Source organism: Flavobacterium sp. ENC (genome assembly GCF_020991415.1).
GTDB lineage: Bacteria > Bacteroidota > Bacteroidia > Flavobacteriales > Flavobacteriaceae > Flavobacterium.
Genome location: NZ_JAJMOY010000005.1, coordinates 296,473 through 316,277, shown reverse-complemented (window position 1 = coordinate 316,277; position 19,805 = coordinate 296,473). Strand labels below are relative to the sequence as shown.

General features: G+C 33.8%; 18 protein-coding genes. 16 read left to right on the top strand and 2 right to left on the bottom strand.

What is annotated here, in order from left to right; translation table 11 throughout:
- Positions 1-117: 117 nt before the first annotated feature.
- The 4 genes from LPB89_RS15485 to ctlX all read left to right on the top strand — a co-directional run bounded on the left by LPB89_RS15485 (position 118) and on the right by ctlX (position 3,810).
- Positions 118-1,395, top strand: a complete 1,278-nt coding sequence (locus LPB89_RS15485; protein WP_230702634.1) for a citrate synthase — start codon at positions 118-120, stop codon at positions 1,393-1,395.
- Positions 1,396-1,461: 66 nt separating this feature from the next.
- Positions 1,462-2,376 (top strand): dimethylarginine dimethylaminohydrolase family protein, encoded by a 915-nt coding sequence (locus tag LPB89_RS15480; protein WP_230702633.1) that lies wholly within the window; start codon positions 1,462-1,464, stop codon positions 2,374-2,376.
- A gap of 63 nt (positions 2,377-2,439) precedes the next feature.
- Entirely contained in the window at positions 2,440-2,808 is a 369-nt protein-coding gene (locus LPB89_RS15475; protein ID WP_230702632.1) for a four helix bundle protein, read from the top strand.
- Between the two features lie 66 nt (positions 2,809-2,874).
- Complete coding sequence (gene ctlX / locus LPB89_RS15470; protein ID WP_230702631.1) at positions 2,875-3,810, top strand: citrulline utilization hydrolase CtlX; 936 nt, start codon at positions 2,875-2,877, stop codon at positions 3,808-3,810.
- An 83-nt stretch (positions 3,811-3,893) separates the two neighbouring features.
- On the opposite strand, the gene LPB89_RS15465 is transcribed toward ctlX, so the two are convergent.
- Positions 3,894-4,298, bottom strand: coding sequence for a helix-turn-helix domain-containing protein (locus tag LPB89_RS15465; RefSeq protein ID WP_127338514.1), 405 nt, complete (start codon positions 4,296-4,298; stop codon positions 3,894-3,896).
- A 125-nt stretch (positions 4,299-4,423) separates the two neighbouring features.
- Positions 4,424-5,053, bottom strand: a complete 630-nt coding sequence (locus tag LPB89_RS15460) for a MarC family NAAT transporter (RefSeq protein ID WP_127338513.1) — start codon at positions 5,051-5,053, stop codon at positions 4,424-4,426.
- 154 nt (positions 5,054-5,207) lie between these two features.
- Here LPB89_RS15460 and LPB89_RS15455 point away from each other — a divergent pair, with 154 nt between their 5' ends.
- From LPB89_RS15455 to LPB89_RS15400, 12 genes are all read left to right on the top strand, one after another.
- Positions 5,208-5,573: a CoA-binding protein gene (locus LPB89_RS15455; RefSeq protein WP_127338512.1), complete on the top strand. Its 366-nt coding sequence runs from the start codon at positions 5,208-5,210 to the stop codon at positions 5,571-5,573.
- Between the two features lie 109 nt (positions 5,574-5,682).
- Entirely contained in the window at positions 5,683-6,303 is a 621-nt protein-coding gene (gene recR, locus LPB89_RS15450; RefSeq protein ID WP_230702630.1) for a recombination mediator RecR, read from the top strand.
- A 71-nt stretch (positions 6,304-6,374) separates the two neighbouring features.
- Positions 6,375-7,163: a polysaccharide biosynthesis/export family protein gene (locus LPB89_RS15445; RefSeq protein WP_230702629.1), complete on the top strand. Its 789-nt coding sequence runs from the start codon at positions 6,375-6,377 to the stop codon at positions 7,161-7,163.
- A gap of 14 nt (positions 7,164-7,177) precedes the next feature.
- Positions 7,178-9,619 (top strand): polysaccharide biosynthesis tyrosine autokinase, encoded by a 2,442-nt coding sequence (locus tag LPB89_RS15440; RefSeq protein WP_230702628.1) that lies wholly within the window; start codon positions 7,178-7,180, stop codon positions 9,617-9,619.
- Between the two features lie 10 nt (positions 9,620-9,629).
- Positions 9,630-10,613: an SDR family oxidoreductase gene (locus tag LPB89_RS15435; RefSeq protein ID WP_230702627.1), complete on the top strand. Its 984-nt coding sequence runs from the start codon at positions 9,630-9,632 to the stop codon at positions 10,611-10,613.
- Positions 10,614-10,642: 29 nt separating this feature from the next.
- The gene (locus tag LPB89_RS15430) at positions 10,643-12,034 is read left to right on the top strand and encodes a UDP-glucose 6-dehydrogenase (RefSeq protein ID WP_230702626.1); all 1,392 of its coding nucleotides are present in this window, start codon (positions 10,643-10,645) and stop codon (positions 12,032-12,034) included.
- A gap of 83 nt (positions 12,035-12,117) precedes the next feature.
- Complete coding sequence (locus LPB89_RS15425) at positions 12,118-12,582, top strand: UpxY family transcription antiterminator (RefSeq protein ID WP_230702625.1); 465 nt, start codon at positions 12,118-12,120, stop codon at positions 12,580-12,582.
- A gap of 275 nt (positions 12,583-12,857) precedes the next feature.
- On the top strand, positions 12,858-14,162 hold the full coding sequence (locus LPB89_RS15420) for a nucleotide sugar dehydrogenase (RefSeq protein WP_370635533.1): 1,305 nt from the start codon (positions 12,858-12,860) through the stop codon (positions 14,160-14,162).
- 46 nt (positions 14,163-14,208) lie between these two features.
- On the top strand, positions 14,209-15,216 hold the full coding sequence (locus LPB89_RS15415; protein WP_230702623.1) for a mannose-1-phosphate guanylyltransferase: 1,008 nt from the start codon (positions 14,209-14,211) through the stop codon (positions 15,214-15,216).
- Between the two features lie 12 nt (positions 15,217-15,228).
- Positions 15,229-16,275 (top strand): dTDP-glucose 4,6-dehydratase, encoded by a 1,047-nt coding sequence (rfbB, locus tag LPB89_RS15410; RefSeq protein WP_230702622.1) that lies wholly within the window; start codon positions 15,229-15,231, stop codon positions 16,273-16,275.
- Positions 16,276-16,301: 26 nt separating this feature from the next.
- Positions 16,302-18,707, top strand: coding sequence for an SLBB domain-containing protein (locus LPB89_RS15405; RefSeq protein ID WP_230702621.1), 2,406 nt, complete (start codon positions 16,302-16,304; stop codon positions 18,705-18,707).
- Between the two features lie 2 nt (positions 18,708-18,709).
- The gene (locus LPB89_RS15400) at positions 18,710-19,777 is read left to right on the top strand and encodes a Wzz/FepE/Etk N-terminal domain-containing protein (RefSeq protein WP_230702620.1); all 1,068 of its coding nucleotides are present in this window, start codon (positions 18,710-18,712) and stop codon (positions 19,775-19,777) included.
- Positions 19,778-19,805 lie beyond the last annotated feature (28 nt).

Sequence of the window (19,805 nt, the reverse complement as noted above, 5' to 3'; positions counted from 1 at the left end):
TGCGAATGGTTTTTTTTTGGAGTTTTAACAAATTCATAGCAGGATTCTTTTTTTAATTAGTCTTAAATTCCTTAGATTTGATAAATTATTATTTTAAAGATTTATTTCCGATATATTATGTCAAAAATAGCTACATTAGAAGTAGATGGTCAAAAAATTGAACTTCCGGTAATCACAGGAAGCGAAAATGAATCAGCTATCGATATTAACAAATTACGTGATTTAACAGGTATTATTACCATTGATCCGGGATATAAAAATTCTGGTTCTTGTAAAAGTGAAATCACCTTCTTAGACGGAGAATTAGGAATTTTGCGTTATAGAGGATACTCAATTGAAGATTTAGCTGAAAAGGCTAATTTTCTGGAAGTATCATATCTTTTAATTTTTGGAGAACTTCCAACTGCTCAGGAATTAGAACAGTTCGAAAATGGTATCAAAAAACATACTTTGGTAAACGAAGAAATGAAAAATATCATTGACGGTTTTCCAAAAACAGCCCATCCAATGGGTGTTTTATCTGCTTTAACAAGTGCTTTAACGGCATTTAATCCAAAAGCGGTAAATGTTGAAAATGAAAAAGAAATGTACGAAGCCATTTGTAAAACAATGGGTAAATTCCTTGTGATTGCTACCTGGACGTACAGAAAATCTATGGGGTATCCTTTGAATTATTATGATAACACAACAGGTTACGTTGATAATTTTATGCAATTAATGTTTAAATTGCCTACAGGACCTTATTCAGCCAATCCGGTTATTGTTGACGCTTTAGATAAATTGTTTATCCTTCATGCGGATCACGAGCAAAACTGTTCTACTTCAACAGTAAGAATGGTTGGTTCTTCTCATGCCGGTTTATTTGCTTCTATCTCTGCAGGTGTTTCAGCTCTTTGGGGACCACTTCATGGAGGTGCAAATCAGGCAGTTCTTGAAATGCTTGAGGAAATCAATAAAGACGGTGGTGATACGGACAAATTTTTAGCGAAAGCGAAAGATAAAAACGATCCTTTCCGTTTAATGGGATTTGGTCACAGAGTTTATAAAAACTTTGATCCAAGAGCTAAAATCATCAAAAAAGCAGCTAAAGAGGTATTAGAGACTTTGGGTGTTGATGATCCTATTTTAGAAATTGCCAAAAAATTAGAATCAGCTGCTCTTGAAGACGATTATTTCAAATCAAGAAATTTATATCCAAACGTAGATTTCTATTCCGGAATTATTTACAGAGCATTAGGGATTCCAACCGATATGTTTACAGTAATGTTTGCTATCGGAAGATTGCCGGGATGGATCGCACAATGGAAAGAAATGCGTGAAAACAAAGAGCCAATCGGTCGACCTAGACAAATTTATACAGGACACCCATTGAGAGACTTTAAGTCTAACAGATAAAATAACTTTAAAAGCTTCACTTAACTGTGAAGCTTTTTTTATATTTGCCCAAAATATAATAAAGTTATGTTGCAATTAAATGTAAAGAACGAAACGTCAAGATTACGTGCTGTAGTTTTGGGTTCTGCTGTTCATAATGGGCCGACTCCATCTGTTGATGAAGCCTATGATCCTAAATCATTGGAACATATTAAGGCAGGAACTTATCCTATTGAAAAAGATATGGTTGCTGAAATGGATGCTTTTAATGCTGTTTTTCAGAAGTACGATGTAACGGTCTATCGTCCTGAGATGATCGAAAATTACAACCAGATTTTTGCCAGGGATATTGGTTTTGTTATTGATGATACTTTTGTAAAATCTAATATTTTACCGGACCGAGAAAGAGAACTGGATGCTATTCAGTATGTGCTTGACCAGATGGATGCAACAAAAGTGGTTCGCCCTCCGGAAGAAGTTCATATCGAAGGTGGAGATGTCATGCTTTGGAATGATCATATTTTTATTGGGACTTATAAAGGTAGCGACTACAAAGATTATATCACTGCCCGAACCAATATGCAAGGTGTAAATTATATTAAGGAGTTGTTTCCAAATAAAATAGTCAAAGAATTTGATCTGGTTAAATCTAAACTTGAAGCAAGAGACAATGCTTTGCATTTGGATTGTTGTTTTCAGCCGGTAGGAAAAGACAAAGGAATAATCTATAAAAGAGGATTTCGTGAAGAAGCTGATTATCTTTATTTAGTAAACCTTTTTGGAAAAGAAAATTTATTTCACATCGAAAGAAATGAAATGTACCATATGTTTTCGAATGTGTTTTCAATAGATACGAATGTGGTGGTTTCAGAGAAAAATTTCACAAGGCTTAACAATTGGTTACGTGCAAACGGTTTCACTGTTGAAGAAATTCCGTATGCTGAAATTGCCAAACAGGAAGGGTTGTTGAGATGTTCGACTTTACCTTTAATTAGAGACTAAATTCAGTTTTGAGTTTTGAGTTATGAGTTTTGAAATGCTAGTGAAGATGAAGCACATGTTGAAATGAAGAGTTATAAAGATTTAGATGTTTACAAGATTGGATTAGATCTATTTTATCTGGTTCATCCGTCATCACTCAAACTTCCAAAATATGAATTGTATGAGCTCGGAAGTCAAATAAGGAGGTCTTCTGATTCTGTGGTTTCTAACATAATTGAAGGATATGGTAGGAGAAGATATAAAGCTGATTTTATAAAATTTTTAGTTTACTCTCATTCTAGTTGTCTTGAAACCATTGGTCATTTAGAAAAAATAGCAAAACTTTATCCAGATTGTTTTTATAATATGGATGAGTTAATTAATAATTATGAAGGATTAGGAGGTAAGTTGTTTAATTTTATCAAATACGTTGAAGAGAATTGGAAGAATTGATATGAATTCAGCGATTCAATTTGAAAACTCACAACCTACAACCCAGAACTCACAACAAAAAAGATTATGAAACAAACTACAAATGCCATCGTAATGATTCGTCCGGTTGCTTTCAGGATGAATGAGCAAACGGCTGTGAATAATTATTACCAAAAAGTATTAGACGGACTTTTGCCAAGTACGGTAAATGCGAAAGCACAACAGGAATTTGATGTTTTTGTAGAAAAACTGAGAGCGGTAGGAGTTGATGTTACGGTTATTGAAGACACACTTGAAACAGATACGCCCGATAGTATTTTTCCAAACAACTGGGTTTCATTTCACGAAAATGGTGATGTGGCATTGTATCCTATGTTTGCCGAAAATCGTCGTCAGGAACGTCGTGAGGATATTTTAGATACTCTTGAAGACAAAGGTTTTGAAATCGCTAATATAATGGATTATACGTCGGCTGAAGAAGACGGGTTTTTTCTCGAAGGAACAGGAAGTTTACTTTTAGACAGAGCTAATGCAAAAGCATATTGTGCTTTGTCACCTCGCGCCGATGAGGAATTATTTATCGAATTCTGTGAGGATTTTGATTATGCTCCTGTTATTTTTGAAGCTTTTCAAACTGTCGCTGGCGAGCGTAAACTAATTTATCATACAAACGTAATGATGTGCCTAGGAGAAACTTTTGCCGTAATCTGTGCCGATTGTATCGATGATAAAAAAGAACGCAAAATGGTTCTGGATAACCTAAAAGCGGATAAAAAAGAGATTATTCTCATTACAGAAGCGCAGGTAAATAATTTTGCAGGTAATATGTTAGAAGTTAAAGGAACAAACGATAAAAAGTATCTTGTAATGAGTGCTTCGGCTCACCAGAGTTTAACTCCAAAACAAATCACACAATTAGAAGCTCATGCTGAAATTTTGAGCTCAAGCCTGGATACCATCGAAGCTTGTGGCGGAGGAAGTGCAAGATGCATGATGGCCGAAGTATTTTTGCCAAGAAGTTAAAAGCAAAATAATAAAATTTGATATTAAAAAGGCTCAACTATTTAGTTGAGCCTTTGTTTTTTTATAAATTATGATGTCTAAGGTTACTTATTGATTAGTTTTTCAAGCCTTGCCATCATTTCATCTTTTTCTTTCAGCATACGCTCGTATAACTCAATTTTTTCTTCATGCAGCTTGATTAGTTTCTCAATTGGATTGTTATTGAAAGTTGGGTTGTAATTTATCAGGCCCTGAGTATCATGAAAAGTATTAGAAATAATATTTATAGCCTGCTCTTCATCAAAATTCTGAAAAGCTTCCACAGGAATTTTTAAGGCATGTGAAATTTGATCCAGGATAGCATCTTCAATTACATCTTTTTGCTCCAGCATAGAAATTTTCTTCTGATTCCAGTCATTTCCCAGATCAAAAGCCAATGATTCCTGTTTGATACCAAGCATTTCTCTGAAACGTTTTACGTTTCTTCCCTGATGTATTTTCTGTTCCATAATAAATATAAATTTTCCGAAGGCTCAAATATAACGCCATTTGGGTTAAAAATTCCGAGTTTTAAAGATAAAAAAAATATCCTGTAAAATATTATTTTTGTAAGAATATTATAGTGTAAAATAAATTACATCAGATTTCCTTTTACAATATTAATGATTGAACTAACGATATATTGAATTCCGATTGATATAACAATAAATCCAACAATTCTGGAAATGGCCACAATTCCTGAGGCTCCTAATATTCGGGCTAAATAATGGGCACTTTTTAAAATAACATAAATTGCAACGGCGATAGCCAGAATAGCCAGGCAGGAAAAAATTATTTCTTCCATTTGATGATGCTCCTGATAAAAGGCAATCAACAATGAAATTGATCCCGGGCCTGCAAGCATTGGTATGGCCAAAGGCGTTAAGGCGATGTCATTACGCTGCTGTGCATCGGTTTCTATTTTTTTATTTATTCCTCGTTTTTTATTGAATTTTCCGGAAAGCAAGGAGAATCCGGAGTTTACAATTACAATTCCGCCTGCAATTCGAAGTGCGTCAATGCTGATTCCAAAAAAAGTCAATACATACTGGCCAATAAAAAAAGAAACAATCAAAATGATGAAAACGTTTATAGCGGTCCATAATGAAATTCTCGAGCGCTCTTTTTGGGAGTCATGCTGTGTCAGTCCCACAAAAATGGGAACGGTACCAATGGGGTTTAATACGGAGAAAAGAGCGGCAAATAAATAAATGAATAAATCCATGTTGTCTGGGTTAGTGAAGTAAAAATAGTCAATTTTTAACATTTCATGGCATATTCATGTTTCGATATTGTTTTTTTTATTGCTGGTATTTCTGTGAAAATAACCTAAAATAAGCTCATACTTTTTGATTACTTTTGTAGCATATTTTAAAATGATGAAAAACAAAAAAACTTTAGTTCTGGGTGCTACCACAAAACCAGACCGCTACGCTTATAAGGCCATAAATGCATTGGTTCAAAAAGGACACACTGTTTTGGCAATTGGTCAGAATACCGGTGAAGTTGCAGGTGTGAAAATTTACACAAAAGCAATCCCGGTCAAAAATATTGATACTGTAACTTTATATTTAAATCCTTCCCGTCAGCGTGATTACTATAATTATATTATAGAAGCACAGCCAAAAAGAGTCGTATTCAATCCCGGGACTGAGAATCCTGAATTATATCAATTACTGGAGCTGAATAACATCAAGGCAGAAGTGGCTTGTACTTTGGTTTTGCTGGCTACAAATCAATATTAATTTTTTTTAGCATTTTTTCGGGTATCTTTTTTTGCTGATTAACGATGATAGAAAGTTTGATTGTTAGTAAGCCGGAATAGAAAAACCATAAAATAGTACTTTTGCAGTTATGGAATTTTCATCAAAATTGATCGAAAAAGCAGTCAGTGAAATGTCGCAATTGCCCGGAATCGGTAAGAGGACGGCTTTGCGGTTGGTTTTGCATTTATTGAAACAGCCCAAAGAACAAACGGGTTTTTTATCCCAGGCATTATTAAACATGCGAGAGGATATTAAGTTTTGTAAAAGCTGCCATAATATTTCAGATACAGAAGTGTGTGAAATTTGTGCTAATTCAACAAGAAATCACCAGCTGATTTGTGTGGTCGAAGACATTCGGGATGTAATGGCTATTGAAAATACAGGGCAATACAAAGGTATTTATCATGTTCTGGGCGGGAAAATTTCTCCTATAGAAGGCGTTGGTCCAAGTCAGTTAAATATCTCCACTTTAGTGGAAAAAGTAAAATCGGGAATCGTTACAGAGATTATTTTTGCACTGAGTTCCACAATGGAAGGTGATACGACAAATTTCTACATCTACAAACAAATTGCTGAATCAGATATCGTAATTTCAACAATTGCGAGAGGTATTTCAGTAGGGGACGAGTTGGAATATGCAGACGAAGTTACACTTGGAAGAAGTATTTTACATCGTATTCCGTTTGAAAAAACTTTCAAAAACAATTAAATAAGATCAATTAAAAGTTAGATTTTCTGAAGATTAAAGGAAAACCTATATTTGCCGATAAAATATTTACAATGACAAAAAACAGCTTTTATATATTACTATTGATTAGTGTATTATTTACATCCTGCATTCCTGTAAAAGACCTGGTGTATTTACAAGACAAAAATACTTCCGGTGAGCAAAATACTGTCGCTGCTGTCGAGTCTAAGCCTTACAGATTGCAAACTAACGATGTGATAACCGTCGACATTAAGGCAATTGATCCTAAATTGGTTTCCATTTTCAGTAAGTCAAATACAGCAATTACCGATAAATCAGAGTCAGCTTTGTATTTTGACGGATTTACCGTAGATGATCATGGAAATATCAGAATGCCGATTTTAGGCGAAATAAATGTTATTGGTTATACCCTTGAGGAAGTAAGGTTAATGATTGAAAAAAAATTACTTGAAGAATATTTTAAAAGTGAGGCTAATATTTTTGTTACCGTAAAATTAGCCGGCTTCAGATACACTATTAATGGTGAGGTTGGAAGCATGGGCACAAAAACATTATTTCAGTCACATGTAAATATTATGGAAGCTATTGCAAATGCTGGCGATATTACAACGGTAGGAGATAGAAAAGCGGTAACCGTAATTCGCCAAACGCCGACGGGAGTTCAGATGCATGATATTGATCTGACAGATGCCAATGTAATGAAGTCTCCCTATTATTATTTGCAGCCTAACGATTATATTTACGTAAAACCATTAAAGCAGAAAACATGGGGAACAGGGCAGACCGGTATACAATCTATAAGTACTGTCATTACTTTGCTGTCATTGGCTACAACAGTTTATTTGCTTCTTAAAAATTAAAACCAGATTCAGAGATGTTAGATATAAAGGATTTTTCGATGTTTGAAAATCATTCGAATTTTGATTTTAAGGGGCTTTTGCTAAAGATTCTGAGTTATTGGAAATGGTTTCTTATTAGTTTAATAATTGCCTTTACAATTGCATATCAGGTAAATATTCGTAAAGAAAAAATTTACGGAATGCAAACCATGATTTCTATTGAGGAAGAAAGTAATCCGTTTTTTACTTCAAATACGAGCCTGGTTTTTAACTGGGGAGGGATTTCGGATCAGGTAAACGGAATTTCAACCATCCTAAAGTCAAGATCACATAATGAACTTGTGGTTGATAAATTACAGTTCTACACTGATTATCTTACGCAGGGAAAATATAATCTGGTTGATTCTTATGGGGAAGTACCTTTTTATTTAAACATTGATAAATCGAGAGGACAGCTTGCCAATACTTTAATTGGTATAAAGTTTTTAAGTGAAAATATATACGAAATCAGAATTCCGTTTGAGACTAATTCTGTTTCTTTAATAACGTATTCCAAAAATACGTATTCGAATACTTCAGTTCAGCCTGTAGAATTCGTGAAAAAATATAAAGTTGGAGAGCAGGTTTCACTGCCTTTCCTAAACTGGAAATTACAGATAAATGACAATCCTGGACTTTATAAGGGGAATGAGTATTTTGTTCGTTTTAATGATTTTGATAATACCGTTTCTAATTACCGAACCATTGATGTAAGCGCTGATGACAAGGGAGGCTCATTGCTGACTTTATCATTACAAGGTACAAACAAGGCAAGAATGGTCGACTATCTGAACTCGACCGTGAAAATGCTGATTAAAATTCAGCTTGACGGGAAAAACCAATTTGCAAACAATACAATACGATTTATTGATAGCACCCTCGTTGCAATGGAATCTCAATTAAAAGAAAATGGTAATGAACTAAAGTCTTTTCGAAAAGATAAAAACATCTATGAGATTGAAGATGGCGGTGCCAAGTTTTCTGATAAAATAATGGATTTTGATGTTCAGAAAGATGTAATTTCCAGAAAAATTGCCTATTACAATTCCTTAAAAACATATCTGAATAATAGTGTTGATTATTCACGTTTGCCGGCCCCGTCGGTTGCAGGAATCGAAGATCCTAATATTGTTGTAAATGTTTCAAAACTTATTGCACTTTCAACACAAAGATCAGAAATGGCCTATGCGGTAAAAAGTGATAAAATTTTTAAAGATTTTGATAATCAAATGCATGCTGTTAAAGATGTATTGCTGGAAAATATCATCAGTGCAAAATCATCATTGTTGTATGATTTGTCAATGATAAACGCAAAAATTGGCCAGGCTGAAAGTACTGTCAAAAGACTTCCGGAAGAACAACAGGAATTGTTGAAGATTAAAAGAAAATATGATTTAAATGATAATATTTATACGGAGTTTCTTCAAAAACGAAATGAAGCAGAAATTGTAAAAGCATCTAACTTGTCAGATATCCATTTTATTGATCCGGCAAAAGATATTGGCGGAAATTTAATTGGACCCAAAACTTCTGCCAATTATGTACTGGCTTTGTTTCTTGGTATGTTGATTCCTTTGCTTATTGTTTTTGTGATTTTTTTCATCAATAATTCAATTCAAAATATCGAGGATGTCAATAAATTAACACAGATTCCTATTATTGGAGTAATTGGTATTAATAAAGACAATATTAATCTTGCGGTATTTGATAAGCCAAAATCGGCACTTTCAGAATCCTTTAGAACAATTCGTTCTTCGTTACAGTTTCTTTATAAAAAACAAAGAGTAAGCGGAGCAAAAACATTAATGATTACTTCGTCAATAAGTGGCGAAGGAAAGACATTTTGTTCGATAAACATTGCGACTGTTTTCGCTTTAAGTGAAAAGAAAACAGTAATAATAGGTTTAGATTTGAGAAAGCCCCGATTAGCAGACGAGTTTAACCTGACAAACAATGTTGGGGTTGTTAATTACCTGATTAAACAAAAAAGCCTGGAGGAAATTACCAATCCAACAAGTATTTCAAATCTGGATGTTATTCTTTCCGGTCCGATTCCGCCAAATCCTTCCGAACTTATTTTAAGCGAAGCGATGAAAGAGTTAATCGACGAATTAAAGCAAAAATACGATTATATTATCCTGGATACGCCTCCGGTTGGTTTGGTTTCTGATGCTTTAGAGCTGGCTCAGTATGCAGATGTTACCTTATACATTGTGAGACAAAATTATACCAAGAAGGATATGATTACCTTGTTGAATAACAGAATAAAAAGAGGAGAGCTCAACAATGCGAGTATCGTTTTAAACGGATATGAAAATAAAGCCAAATACGGTTCCGGATACGGATATGGTTATGGAGCTTATTCTAACGGATATCATGAAGAAGAAGAGCAAAAGAGTTTCGTAAAATCTATTTTCAATAAATGGAATAAAAAATAATTTGAGGTACATGAAAATATCAGCTCAATATACAATTTTAATTACGGGAGGTGCCGGTTTCATTGGCTCCAACTTATGCGAGCATTTTCTAAAATCAGGGCATAAGGTTGTTTGTCTTGATAATTTTGCGACAGGACACCGTCATAACCTGAAAGATTTTATTGAGAATCCAAATTTCAAATTAATTGAAGGCGATATCCGCAATATTGCCGATTGTCTTTTAGCAGTCGATGGAGTTGATTATGTGCTGCACCAGGCGGCTTTAGGTTCTGTTCCTCGATCTATAAATGATCCGATAACAACCAATGATGTTAATGTATCCGGTTTCTTAAATATGTTAACAGCCTCCCGCGATGCTAAAGTAAAAAGATTTATATACGCAGCAAGCTCTTCTACCTATGGAGATTCTCAGGGGCTTCCAAAAGTAGAAGAAGTTATTGGTAAACCACTTTCGCCATACGCTATAACAAAATATGTAAACGAACTGTATGCTGAAATTTTCAGTAAAACATATGGATTAGAAACGATAGGACTGCGCTACTTCAATGTTTTTGGAAGAAAACAAGATCCAAATGGCGCATATGCAGCGGTTATCCCTAAGTTTGTTATGCAGCTTATGAACTACGAAAGCCCTGTAATTAACGGTGATGGAAATTATTCCCGTGATTTCACCTATATTGATAATGTAATTCAGATGAATGAACTGGCTATGATAAGCCAAAATCCAGACGCAGTAAATACCGTTTATAATACTGCATTTGGAGATCGTAATACTTTAAATGATCTGGTAGGCTATTTAAAAAAATATTTAGCGGAATTTGACTCAAAAATTGCTGATGTAGAAATTATTTATGGTGCAAACAGAGCAGGAGATATTCCACATTCACTGGCAAGCATTGACAAAGCTAAAAATATGCTGGGTTACGATCCAAAATATTCTTTGCAGAAAGGGTTAAAAGAAGCAGTGAACTGGTACTGGAATAATTTGAAATAAAAATCAAGATTAAGATAATAAATAATTAAATGGAAATAACCAAAATTTGTTGCATTGGTGCAGGTTATGTCGGAGGACCGACAATGGCAGTAATTGCTCAAAAATGTCCCCATATTCAAGTGACTGTTGTTGATTTGAACGAACAAAGAATTAAAGACTGGAATGATCCGGATACAAATAATATTCCGATTTACGAGCCGGGGCTTTCAGAAATTGTTGCAGAAGCCAGGGGAAGAAATCTTTTTTTTTCCACTGAAGTTGAAAAAGCAATCAATGAAGCTCAGGTAATTTTTATATCCGTAAACACCCCGACCAAGACGTACGGAAAAGGAAAAGGGATGGCAGCCGATTTAAAATACATTGAATTGTGCGCCAGGCAAATTGCCAAAGTTGCCAAAGAAAATAAAATTGTAGTTGAAAAGTCAACTTTGCCGGTTCGTACAGCAGAAGCAATCAAGAGTATCCTGGACAATACCGGAAATGGAGTTCAGTTTCAAATATTATCTAATCCTGAGTTTTTAGCGGAAGGAACCGCTGTTACCGATTTGCTGAATCCTGACAGGATTTTGATTGGTGGCGATACAACTCCCGAAGGAGAAGCAGCGATTAATGCCTTAGTTGATGTATATGCCAATTGGGTCAGCAAAGATAAAATCCTGACTACAAACGTCTGGTCTTCAGAATTATCTAAACTTACCGCAAATGCATTTTTGGCGCAGCGTATTTCATCAATAAATGCCATGTCGGAACTTTGTGAAAAAACAGGTGCTGATGTAAATGAAGTTGCCAAAGCAATTGGTATGGATAGTCGAATTGGATCAAAATTTTTAAAAGCCTCTGTAGGTTTTGGAGGTTCCTGCTTTCAAAAAGACATTTTAAATTTAGTTTATATCGCAAAATCATACGGATTAAATGAAGTAGCAGACTATTGGGAACAGGTTATCATTATGAATGATCATCAGAAGAGAAGATTTTCAAATAAAATCGTTCAAACCTTATATAATACTGTTGCTGATAAGAAAATTACATTTTTAGGATGGGCATTTAAAAAAGATACAAATGATACCCGTGAATCTGCAGCAATATATGTAGCGGATGATTTGATTAATGAACAGGCTAAAATATCTGTTTATGATCCGAAGGTTTCAAGAACTAAAATGCTCGCTGATTTAAATTATTTAGAAAGCAGATCAGTTGAAGAAAATAATAAAGCAATTCTTGCGTTTGATAATCCTTATGATGCCTGCAAAGGTTCGCATGCGATTTCAATTCTTACCGAGTGGGATGAATTTGTAACGTATGACTGGCAAAAAATTTACGACTCAATGCATAAGCCGGCCTTTATTTTTGATGGGAGAAATATTTTAAATGCTAAAGAAGTAGAGGAAATTGGGTTTGTTTATAAAGGCATAGGTTCTTAATTGAAAATAAAGACTGAGGTAAGATTTAATTCGAAGTGAGATAAAAATAAGACTGATAATCTTATTTCAATATAAAAATACATATGAATTGGTATGTTATATATACTAAACCCAAGTGGGAGAAAAAAGTTTCGGATAAGCTAAATCAAATAGGTGTTGAATGCTATTGCCCTCTGATAAGTCAGATTAAACAATGGTCGGATAGAAAGAAAAAAATTGAGGTTCCCCTTTTTAATTCATATGTTTTTGTTCGCTTGCAGGATGCTGAAAGGAATTCTGTTTTTCAGGTTTCCGGTGCTGTCCGGTATTTGTTCTGGTTAGGCAAACCGGCAATTGTTAAAGATGAAGAAATTGAGATCATAAAAAAAAGTCTCATGGATGTAAATGTTAGTGAAATAGCAGTAACCCCGTTTCAGGTTGGAGACCGGATAAAATTAGAATCCGGGGTCTTTAGTAATCAGGATGCAATTGTTCAGGAAGTGTCAAAAACGCATTATATCCTGGTTTTAGAATCTTTAGGATGTGTTTTGAAAATAAAATATAAATAACTATTTTTAAAATAGTATAAGTAACGAGATGGAAGATGAAATGCTTTTTTAGCTTTTTTATCTTCTGTTTTTTTTAAATGCAATCTTTAGTGTCTGATTGATAAAGGTTTGATTAGGTTTATGACGTTTTGACTTTTTAGTAAGTTAAGTTCTGTTATAAACCGTATTGAATAAGTTGACTTAATGTGCTATATTTGCCAAAAATGGATTTTGAGTTATCTGTGTCAGCTATAATGTGACTCAGAAGGGCGAAGCCGTGAATTGAAATGAAAAAAGTGAATAAAAACGACGATAAAATAGACAGAAACATAAAAGTAGCCATTATTGGCTTAGGATATGTAGGTTTGCCATTGGCCAGATTATTTGCTACTAAATATTCGGTCGTAGGTTTTGATATAAATGAATCAAGAATTGCATCGTTAAAATCGGGAACAGACACCACACTGGAGGTTGATGATGTTACTTTGCAAAAAGTACTGGTTGATAATGCATATCAGGATACAGGATTATATTGTACAAGTTCTTTAAATGATCTCGCAGCTTGTAATTACTTTATAATAACAGTTCCTACACCAGTAGATAAAAACAATCGCCCGGATTTAACCCCATTGTATAAGTCCAGTGAATCGGTTGGTAAAATACTGAAAAAAGGTGATATTGTAATTTATGAATCAACAGTATATCCGGGTGTTACAGAAGAGCAATGCGTTCCTGTTTTAGAAAAAATTTCAGGATTAACGTTTAATGAAGACTTTTTTGCAGGATACTCCCCGGAAAGAATAAATCCGGGAGATAAGGAACATACGGTTGAGAAAATTCTAAAAGTTACATCAGGATCCACATTAGAAATTGGCCTGAAGGTAGATGCGTTGTATAAATCTGTTATTATAGCGGGTACGTATCTCGCTCCTTCCATAAAAGTGGCAGAAGCCGCTAAAGTTATTGAAAATTCCCAACGCGATATTAATATCGCATTTGTAAATGAACTAGCCAAAATATTCAACTTAATGGGTATTGATACCCAGGAAGTATTAACTGCGGCAGCTACAAAATGGAACTTTTTACCCTTTAAACCAGGATTAGTAGGTGGGCATTGCATTGGTGTTGATCCCTATTATTTAGCACAAAGAGCCCAGGAATTTGGTTATCATCCAGAAATAATTTTAGCAGGAAGACGCTTGAATGACAGTATGGGAGAATATGTTGCTTCGCAAATAGTAAAGCTCATGATCAAAAAAGGAATTTCTGTTAATGGTGCAAATCTTTTAATGCTTGGAATTACTTTTAAAGAAAACTGTCCGGATGTTCGAAATACGAAAATTGTAGATGTTGTAAAAGCATTAAAAGAATATGGAATCCTAGTAACCATATTTGATCCGCTTGCTAATGCGAATGATGTAAAAAAAGAATATAATTTAATAACAATTAACAGTATTCCCAATGATAAATTTGATGCGATTGTTCTGGGAGTAGCACATGCAGAATTTTTAAAATTAAATTTCTCAGAACTTCAAAAAGAAGATAGTTTAATATATGATGTAAAAGGAGTTTTAGGAGCTATAGCTGATAATAGATTATAGTCACTAAAGGTCTTTTTTTATTTTAAGAAATTTTATTTTAAGAAAAATGGAAACAAAAAATTCAATTATACATGTCATTTTAACTGGTGGAGTTGGTAGTAGATTATGGCCGCTGTCACGAAAAAGCCAGCCTAAACAATATTTAGAGATATTTGAAAACAAATCATTATTTGAAATGACAGTGCAACGCAACAGTCATTTAGCGGATAAAGTAATGGTGGTTGGAAATGTAGACAATCATCACTTAAGCGGAAAGGTGATGGACAAAACTAAAACAACTTATTTAAATATTGTAGAAGCTACACCAAGAAATACTGCAGCTGCTATCGCTTTTGCAGCATTTGCTTCAGATCCGGACGATATTTTAATCATAACGCCATCGGATCATATTATTGATAAAATGGATGATTACAATAATGCAATTCAGGAAGCCGTTAAAAAAGCCAATGAAGGTTTTATTGTTACTTTTGGAATTATACCAACTAAGCCTGAAACGGGCTATGGATATATCGAATCTAAAGGGGATAAAGTGCTGTCATTTCGTGAAAAACCAAATGAAACTACCGCAAAAGAGTTTATTGCAAGAGGTAATTTTTTATGGAATAGCGGAATGTTCTGCTTTAAAGCAGGAGTTCTTTTGGACGAATTAAAACAATTTCAGCCTGAGGTTTATGAAAAATCAAAAGCAGTTTGGGAAGCAAACGAAAAAGGGCTTCTTAATTTAGATTTGTCAATGGAAATTCCGTCAATTAGTATTGATTATGCAGTAATGGAACGCAGTAAGAAAATTAAAGTCGTACCTGCGTCATTCTCCTGGTCAGATTTAGGCTCGTTTGAGTCTGTTTATGATTATTTGCTTTCAAAAAATCATCCTGTTGATAAAAATGGAAATATGGTTATTGGCTCTGGAAAACATACTACTTTTCTAGGATTAAAAAATACTATTTTTGTATATACCGATACAGCAAATCTAATTTTGCAAAAAGAAAACTCACAAGATGTAAAAGACATATACAGTGAGTTGGAAAAAATAAATTCAGATTTATTAAATTAATTAAAATTTAAAATGAAAAAAATACTTATAACAGGTGGTGCCGGTTTTATTGGATCACATGTAGTTAGACGTTTTGTGAACAGATATCCTGATTATCAAATTTTTAATTTAGATGCTTTGACTTATGCAGGAAATCTGGAAAATATAAAAGATATTGAAGATCACCCCAATTATCATTTTGTAAAAGGAGATATTGTTGATGAATCTTTTATCAATGAACTCTTCCTAAACTATAATTTCGACGGTATATTGCATTTAGCGGCAGAATCACATGTAGATCGTTCTATTGAAGATCCTTTGGCTTTTGTAAAAACCAATGTTATTGGTACAATGAATTTGTTAAATGCTGCAAAAAATCAATGGAAGGATGATTTTACAAATAAAAGATTTTATCATATAAGTACAGATGAAGTGTATGGTTCTCTGGGAGCTGAAGGGCTTTTTACTGAAACGACACCATACGATCCCAATTCTCCATATTCTGCCTCAAAAGCAAGTTCTGATCACTTTGTCAGAGCTTATGGAGAGACTTACGGACTACCGTATGTTTTGACAAACTGCTCCAATAATTACGGATCTTATCACTTTCCTGAAAAATTGATTCCACTTTTTATAAATAATATTATAAATAATAAACCATTACCGGTTTATGGTGATGGAAATTACACGAGAGATTGGCTATTTGTAGAGGATCATGCAGCAGCAATTGATTTGGTTTTTCATGAAGGAAAAAATCATGAAACCTATAATATTGGTGGTTTCAATGAGTGGAAAAATATCGATTTGGTAAAATTATTATGCCAGATTATGGATGAAAAATTAGGTAGAACTTCCGGGACTTCCCAAGAGCTGATAACTTATGTAAAAGACAGGCCTGGTCATGATTTGAGGTATGCAATAGATGCTTCAAAAATTAATAAAGAACTAGGTTGGAAACCTTCTGTAACTTTTGAAGAAGGTTTGGAAAAAACAATTAATTGGTATCTTGAAAATGAAGAGTGGTTACAAAATGTAACTTCTGGCTCTTATAAAGATTATTATCAAAAACAATACTCATAGATTTATTTGTATCAAATATTTTTAATATGAAAAAAACAATATACGTTCTTACTCTGTTCATTCTTTTATTTACTTCTTTACATGTTAATGCTCAGGATATTCTTAGATCTAAAGATTTAAGTACAGTAAATGTAGATTATTTGACAGATAGCGATATAGCTAAAATTGATGCCCAATTAAAAAGCAATAATACTACTATCGAACAAGTTGAATCAATGGCAATTTCCAAGGGAATGAGCCAGACAGAATACGACAAACTGAAGTCAAGGCTTAATGAATATGCAGGTAAATCTAATAATAATAATAAACCAAAAATTCAGGAGAACTCCAATGACTCTGAGAGAAAACAAGTCAAAATTACTAATGAAAAAGTAAAAGATTCAGTTAACTCATTAATTTTTGGTTCAGAGCTTTTTGATAATCCAACGCTTAATTTTGAGCCGGATTTAAAATTAGCGACTCCAATGAATTATATCTTGGGGCCTGGAGATGAATTGCAAGTAAGCGTATATGGCGTTCAGGAATATAATGCAAGTATTCCAGTAAGTGTTGAAGGAAAAATATCAATTCAAAATGTTGGACAAATAGCCGTTTCAGGAATGTCAATTGAAGCAGCGACTCAAAAAATAAAAGCAGCAATTGCTAAAGTATACACTACAGTTAGATCCGGACAATCTCAGGTAAGTATTAGTTTAAGTCAAATACGAACTATTAAAATAACAGTGGTTGGAGGTAAACAGCCTGGTAATTATTCAATCTCATCCTTAGCTACTGTATACAATGCGTTACACCTGGCGGGTGGTCCGGGAAAAAATGGGAGTTACAGAAATATTGAATTAATTAGAAACAATAAAGTTTTTAAAAATATAGATATTTACAGGTTTCTGGTTAAGGGAGACCAATCTGATAATGTTAGCTTAAAGGATAATGATGTAATTAGAATTCCTGCATATAGCCAAAGAGTAACAGTTGAAGGAGAGGTAAAACGCCCTGGTATTTTCGAAATGAAAAAAGGAGAAACATTTTCAGATTTATTAAATTTTGCTTCAGGATTTAACGAATTTGCTTATACTGCTTCTGTCAATGTGGTGCAAAAAACAGGTAAAGAGTTTAGAGTTCATGATATAAACGAAAGTGATTTTAGTACTTATAATCCACAATCCGGAGATGTTTTTAAAGTAACGAAAATTTTAAATCGATTTGAAAATCGTATCAAAATAGAGGGGGCTGTTTTTAGACCTGATTATTACTCTTACAGCGAAGGAATGAGAATTTCTGATCTTATTACGCGAGCAGAAGGACTTAAAGAAGATGCCTACAGTAAAAGAGCCAGAATTATACGCTTAAAGTCTGATTTGACAACGGAAATAGTGAATGTAGATTTAGGTGCTGCATTATCTGGTGATATAAATGCGGACATTCAGTTGAAAAGAGAAGATATAGTAACAGTTTATTCTATTCTTGATTTCAGAGAAGAATATAAAGTCACTATTGACGGTGAAGTAAAAAAGCCTGGTACATATGATTATTTTGATAACTTAACCTTAAATGATTTAATTGCACAGGTTGGAGGTTTAACGGGTTCTGCTTCTAAAAGAGTCGAAATTGCAAGAATGGTTAAATCGGATGTAATAAACGATGCTGATCCAAATCGAATTGAATTAGTGGAGCTTGAGATTTCAGGCGATAATAATGAGCAAATTAAGAATTTTGCTTTAAAACCTTTCGATGTTATAAATATAAGAAGAATAGCGGTTTACGAAAAGCCTGAAATGATTACTATAACTGGCGCTGTCACTTATCCGGGAAAATACGTTTTGGCAAACAAGAAAGAAAAAGTTTACAATATCGTAATGAGAGCCGGTGGATTGACTTCTATTGCAAATTTAGAAGGTATGAAAATCAAGAGACCTATTAAAGAGGAAGAAATCGAAAAAATAGAAAACGTAGATTTAAATTTATCGAAAGAAGATACTTTAAAAGAAAAAATAAGAGATAAAAAGTTTTCAACCATTCCTATTAACTGGGAGAAAATTGAGAAAGATAAAAATCATTATTCCAACGTTACTTTATTTCCAGGTGACGAAATTGAAGTTGCTGTTTATAATGAAGGCGTAAAAGTGACTGGAAATGTTTTGTTAACATCTGAAATTCCATACAGAAGAGGAAAAGGATTTAAATATTACATAAGTGCCGTAGGAGGCGTAAACAATAAAGGCTGGAAAAGAAAAGCCTATATAATATATCCTAATGGAAAAGCTGATGTAACGAAATCTTTTTTATTCTTTAGGTCATATCCTACTGTAGAGCCAGACTCTCAAATAGTTGTTCCGGAAAAACCTGAAACCAGGAAAATGAGTACCGGGGAGTGGGTAAGTATTGGAAGTGTTCTGACAAGTTTAGCATTATTAATTGTTACTGCTTTTAGATAATTATGGATAGTAAACCAATAGAGAACGATGAAATATCGTTAAAAGAGTTAATCGAAAAAGCTAAGGACTGGTATAGTTTTTTATGGTCGCAATGGATAAAGATATTTTTGGCAGGACTAATTGGTGCTGGTATAGGGTTAACATATTCTTTAATTAAAAAACCTATTTATACTGCTAATTTGTCGTTCGCACTTGAAGACGAAAAAGGAGTTGGCGGACTCGGAAGTGCATTAGGACTTGCCAGTACTCTTGGATTAGATTTAGGGGGTAGTGGCGGAGGAATTTTCACCGGATCAAATTTGACAGAATTGTTTAAATCCAGATCGATGGTTGAAAAAACATTATTGTCTCCGGTAAATGTCGATGGCAAAGTTATTTCTTTAGCAGAAATGTATATTCAAAACAATAAATGGAGAGATAACTGGAAAGAAAATCCTAAACTAACTTCAATTCAATTTTTGCCAAATAGCGATCGAAAAAACTTTTCCAGAATGCAGGACAGTATAATTGGTTCCATGTATAGTAATCTGTCCAAATCTAGTTTATCTGTTGGGCAAAAAGACAAAAAAGTTTCTATAATTAATATTGATGTTTCTTCAACTAATGAATTGTTTGCAAAGTATTTTTGTGAGGCACTGGCCAAAGAGGTTTCTGATTTTTATATTAAAACCAAAAGTAAAAAAGCACGTTTAAATATGGCAATTTTACAAAAGCAGACAGATTCAATCCGTGGTGAATTAAATGGCGCCATTACAGGAGTAGCTGTTGCTAACGACAATACTTTTAATTTGAATCCTGCGCTTAATGTACGGCGTACTCCTTCCATGAAAAGGCAAGTTGATGTACAGGCAAACACAGCAATATTAACGGAGCTCGTTAAGCAGACTGAATTGGCAAAAGTAACTTTGCGCAGAGATACACCTTTAATTCAGGTTATTGATCGTCCAATTTTACCTTTATCAAAAGAACGGGTTGGAAAAATGAAAGGAATGATTCTAGGAGGATTCATTGGAGGATTTTTGATTTTAATTTATCTCATTATTAAACGGATATTTAAACAGTTAGTTTAAATATATTTACAAATACTTATAACAATTA

Coding starts and splice junctions, on each gene's coding strand:
- LPB89_RS15485 (WP_230702634.1), top strand. CDS start 118: ATGTCAAAAATAGCTACATTAGAAGTAGATGGTCAAAAAATTGAACTT.
- LPB89_RS15480 (WP_230702633.1), top strand. CDS start 1,462: ATGTTGCAATTAAATGTAAAGAACGAAACGTCAAGATTACGTGCTGTA.
- LPB89_RS15475 (WP_230702632.1), top strand. CDS start 2,440: ATGAAGAGTTATAAAGATTTAGATGTTTACAAGATTGGATTAGATCTA.
- ctlX (WP_230702631.1), top strand. CDS start 2,875: ATGAAACAAACTACAAATGCCATCGTAATGATTCGTCCGGTTGCTTTC.
- LPB89_RS15465 (WP_127338514.1), bottom strand. CDS start 4,298: ATGGAACAGAAAATACATCAGGGAAGAAACGTAAAACGTTTCAGAGAA.
- LPB89_RS15460 (WP_127338513.1), bottom strand. CDS start 5,053: ATGGATTTATTCATTTATTTATTTGCCGCTCTTTTCTCCGTATTAAAC.
- LPB89_RS15455 (WP_127338512.1), top strand. CDS start 5,208: ATGAAAAACAAAAAAACTTTAGTTCTGGGTGCTACCACAAAACCAGAC.
- recR (WP_230702630.1), top strand. CDS start 5,683: ATGGAATTTTCATCAAAATTGATCGAAAAAGCAGTCAGTGAAATGTCG.
- LPB89_RS15445 (WP_230702629.1), top strand. CDS start 6,375: ATGACAAAAAACAGCTTTTATATATTACTATTGATTAGTGTATTATTT.
- LPB89_RS15440 (WP_230702628.1), top strand. CDS start 7,178: ATGTTAGATATAAAGGATTTTTCGATGTTTGAAAATCATTCGAATTTT.
- LPB89_RS15435 (WP_230702627.1), top strand. CDS start 9,630: ATGAAAATATCAGCTCAATATACAATTTTAATTACGGGAGGTGCCGGT.
- LPB89_RS15430 (WP_230702626.1), top strand. CDS start 10,643: ATGGAAATAACCAAAATTTGTTGCATTGGTGCAGGTTATGTCGGAGGA.
- LPB89_RS15425 (WP_230702625.1), top strand. CDS start 12,118: ATGAATTGGTATGTTATATATACTAAACCCAAGTGGGAGAAAAAAGTT.
- LPB89_RS15415 (WP_230702623.1), top strand. CDS start 14,209: ATGGAAACAAAAAATTCAATTATACATGTCATTTTAACTGGTGGAGTT.
- rfbB (WP_230702622.1), top strand. CDS start 15,229: ATGAAAAAAATACTTATAACAGGTGGTGCCGGTTTTATTGGATCACAT.
- LPB89_RS15405 (WP_230702621.1), top strand. CDS start 16,302: ATGAAAAAAACAATATACGTTCTTACTCTGTTCATTCTTTTATTTACT.
- LPB89_RS15400 (WP_230702620.1), top strand. CDS start 18,710: ATGGATAGTAAACCAATAGAGAACGATGAAATATCGTTAAAAGAGTTA.